Raw genomic sequence first — 2749 nt, 5'->3', positions numbered from 1 at the left:
GGGTGCGGGCGGACCGGCGGATCGGGATCCGGTTCACCCGCACCCGCCGACCGCCGGGGCGGAGGGCGTCGGGTCGGACGGGGCGTCGGTCGGACAGGGACGGCGGAAAGGGGTGTCCGTACCCGGCCGGCGCGTGGCCGGCGCGCCGGTGGGTCAGGAGCCGGCGGGCCGACGGCGTCCGGCGAGCACGCCGAAGACGACACCGGCGGCGCCGACCAGGATGCCCATCACGCCGAGGACCCGCGCGGTGGTGTCGGAGGCGGACTCGGCGGCCGATGCGTGCTCGTCGCCGTGGTCGTCCCCGGCGGCGGCCGGCTCGGTGTCGGTGCCCTCCCCGTCGTCGGAGGCGGCGCTGTCGGCGTCGGCGTCGGTCCCGTCATCGTGGCCGTGGCCGTGGCCGTGGTCGTCCGCCGCGGCGGTCAGGGTGAGGGTGGCGGCCGGGTGCTCGGCGTCGTCGGTCGGCTCGTCGATCCACCGCACGACCTCGCCGCTGTCGTAGGTCTGGATGGCGTTGAGCACCAGCCGGTCGACATCGGAGGGGAGCCGGCCCATGGAGACCGGGAACTGCTGGAACATGCCCGGGTTGATCTCACCCCCGGACCACACGATGCGGCTGGGCACCTCGGTGATCTGCCGGCCGTGCATCTCCAGCGGCTCGTCCAGTTCCGTGGTCTCGATCTCGATGTCCCAGCCGGGCACCGGCTGGGGCATGACCGAGGCGATCGGGTGGTCGGTGTCCAGGTACAGCTCGACCTCCACGGTGGAGGCGTCGTCCCGCTCGTTGGGGACTTTGATGTTCACGGTGCGGTACCCGCCGCCGGGGACCTCGGAGGGGTCCACGGTGACGTGGGCGACGGCGGTGCCCGCGCCGGTCAGCACCAGTCCGGCGGCGAGGAGGGTCCCCACCGCCGCGCCCCGCAGGGGCAGCGGGCGTCGGGCGGAGCGGCGGGAAACCGGGGAGGTCACGGGTGACATGGGAAGGAGTCTCCAGGTGGCTCGGAACGTCGATTCGGCGGCACACGGGTGCGGGCCGCCCGTCGGGGCGACGGACGACGGGGCCGTCCCGGTCCGTTCGCCGGCCGAGCGGTCGCACCGCACCGCGTACACCACGGGTCGGTGGGACGACGGCGAAAGTTCCGGGTTCCCGGGAGATTTCCGCACGGGGCCGGCGGCCGGACGGTCCGTCCGGCCGGGCCCCGGGGCGCGGGGGTTCGCCGTGCGCTCAGGCGGCGAGGACGAGGGGCGGTGACCCGGCGTCCCCGGCCGGGGGCGGGCCCCGGCGGCCGATCGAGCCGACCCGCTCCGGGCCACGGAGCGGGACCACCGGGCCGTGCGCGGTCCGGGACCGGGCCGGTGGCACGGGGGGCGCGCCGGCCCCGGAGAGGGTGCGGGCCACCGCCCGGCCCCAGCGGAGGAGATCGAGGACGGCGAGCACGGGCAGGAGCCGGTCCGCCCCTTCCCGACCGGCGCCCCGGGAGAGCCGGATCAGGCGCCAGAGGGCGGCCTCGCCGCGCGAGAGCAGCAGGCCGGTGGCGACGGCGGCCACCAGGTGGGCGAGGGCCATGATCAGGCCACCGGCGAGCGGACCGATCAAATCGATCGATCCGGGGACGCCGGGCCCCGCCACGAGGTGGTCACCGACGGTGTGGCCGGCGCCGCCGGACGGACCGGCGGGGTCCAGGCCGGCGGCGCGCACGATCTCCTCGGCGGTGCCGGGGGTGAGGTTCGCGGCGTGGTCGTTGCACAGCAGCCGGGCGGCGAGTTCCATCGCGGTCCCGGCGCCGCCGCCGGAGTGGTCCGCGCCGGTCGGGCCGGCGCCCGCCGTGCCGGGGGAGGCCGGAAACAGTGAGAACAGCGTGTGCAGTCCCACCTGGGCGCCCGTCACGAGCGTGACGATCCCGAGGGGGGAGCGGCGTTCGCGCCCGGCGGCGAGGGCGGTCGGCAGGAGCACCGCGGCCCAGCCGAGGAGCGCGACGCCGACGCCGGGGGTGCCGCCGCCGGCCAGGGCGTGTCCGCCCGCGGCCAGCGCGACGCAGACCGCGGCGAGGACCGCGGCCCGGGCGAGCCGCAGATCGGCGGCGGCGGAGAGGGCAGGCATGGCGGTGCCATCATCGCACCGGCCCCGGGGCCATCTCCTCCCGGGTGGGCCGAACGGACCCATCCGTCGCATTTCGCCTCATCGGCTCCTCCCGCCCCGGGCCTTTCGGGTCTTTGTGTCGACTTTTCGGGGCGAATCCATCGGCCGTTCGGGCGGAGTCTCCCCGAAGGTGCGCTTGAGTCCCGGGTGGGTAGGCAATACGTACTGGTATGTCGAGCCGCAGCCCCAATGCTGCGCGGGCGGAGAAGCTCGGGAAGGGATGCGTCATGAGCATCTGGTGGTCTCTCCAACTGCGACGGGACGCCGCCAGCGTGCCGCTGGCCAGACGTCTGTTGCGCGGCGCCATGGATACCGCCGGCGTCGACGCGGACGTTTCGCACGATCTCTCCCTGGCGCTCACCGAGGCCTGTTCCAACGCCGTGCGGCACGCGGAGGGCGCCTCCGACGTGTTCCGGGTCACGGCCTGCATCGACGGTGACGTCTGCCATATCGAGGTCAGCGACTCCGGGCCCGGTTTCCCGTCGGCGGCCGATCCGCCGGGCGAACCCGATACCGGTCGGGCACCCGTCGGTGTGCCCGACCCGCTCGTGATGGGGGACTCCGGGTTCGAGGCCGATCCCCTGCGGGTCCCGGGGCGGGAGGAATCCGGGC

The 2749-nt window shown here is 75.6% G+C and carries 3 protein-coding genes; 1 reads left to right on the top strand and 2 read right to left on the bottom strand.

Annotated elements, in window-relative coordinates:
* Positions 1 to 153: 153 nt before the first annotated feature.
* Together FNQ90_RS18915 and FNQ90_RS18910 are read right to left on the bottom strand one after the other, a co-directional pair.
* Positions 154 to 975: a YcnI family copper-binding membrane protein gene (locus FNQ90_RS18915; protein ID WP_182607462.1), complete on the bottom strand. Its 822-nt coding sequence runs from the start codon at positions 973 to 975 to the stop codon at positions 154 to 156.
* Positions 976 to 1222: 247 nt separating this feature from the next.
* Complete coding sequence (locus FNQ90_RS18910; protein ID WP_182607461.1) at positions 1223 to 2098, bottom strand: hypothetical protein; 876 nt, start codon at positions 2096 to 2098, stop codon at positions 1223 to 1225.
* A gap of 266 nt (positions 2099 to 2364) precedes the next feature.
* Here FNQ90_RS18910 and FNQ90_RS18905 point away from each other — a divergent pair.
* The coding region (locus FNQ90_RS18905; RefSeq protein ID WP_182607460.1) for an ATP-binding protein at positions 2365 to 2749 on the top strand (385 nt) is incomplete at its 3' end.

This window comes from Streptomyces alkaliphilus (genome assembly GCF_014141535.1).
Lineage (GTDB): Bacteria > Actinomycetota > Actinomycetes > Streptomycetales > Streptomycetaceae > Streptomyces > Streptomyces alkaliphilus.
The sequence above is the reverse complement of the archived record's forward strand: the minus strand, read 5'-3'. Positions and strand labels throughout refer to the sequence as shown.

Excerpts from the sequence above, each read along its gene's own strand:
- FNQ90_RS18910 (WP_182607461.1), bottom strand. The coding sequence starts at position 2,098 with ATGCCTGCCCTCTCCGCCGCCGCCGATCTGCGGCTCGCCCGGGCCGCG.
- FNQ90_RS18915 (WP_182607462.1), bottom strand. The coding sequence starts at position 975 with ATGTCACCCGTGACCTCCCCGGTTTCCCGCCGCTCCGCCCGACGCCCG.